A 532-nucleotide genomic window follows, 5' to 3' on the forward strand; every position below is an offset into this window, starting at 1 on the left:
CAACAAAAGCATCAAGCCGATTTTTTGCCAGTGCGTAAAGGCTTCTTTAAACACGCCTACGCCGAACAAAATCATGGTAAAGGGCGAGAGCTGCCACAACACCTGCGTGGTTGTCGGAGAAATATAGTGCAAACCCATGGCAACAAGAACGAAGTTGGCAGAAATGCCGATAATGCACAACACCAATAAAAACAAGGTTTGCTTAGAAAATTCCGACGGCCTCGGCAGCTTGCCGGTCAAACCCAACAGCACAAACAACACCAGTGAAGCCACTAAAAAGCGTATCCACACCAGCGTGGGCGCATCGACGGCTTTTCAGGCCTGTTGGGCGATAACCGGCAGCGAGCCCCAAGTCATGGTGGCAAGCAGCGCCAATGAAAAGCCGAGCCAAGGTTTTTGTTTCTTCCTTTTTCAGCTGGCCTTTGTTTACGCGGCTTCCCAGTAGTCGATATAAAGCTGTAATTCGAGATTATTCCGCCATTCGTTGGCAACGGGGCGGTACACCGTGCGGATGTATTTGGGAATGTCTTCG

General features: G+C 50.0%; 1 pseudogene. It reads right to left on the reverse strand.

Features of this window, described 5'->3' with window-relative positions:
• Positions 1–357, reverse strand: a pseudogene (locus tag ACTHTS_RS10985) (EamA family transporter); the annotation flags it as partial.
• Positions 358–532: the final 175 nt, after the last annotated feature.

Source organism: Neisseria sp. P0019.S003 (assembly GCF_051957115.1).
Classification (GTDB): Bacteria; Pseudomonadota; Gammaproteobacteria; order Burkholderiales; family Neisseriaceae; genus Neisseria; species Neisseria flavescens_D.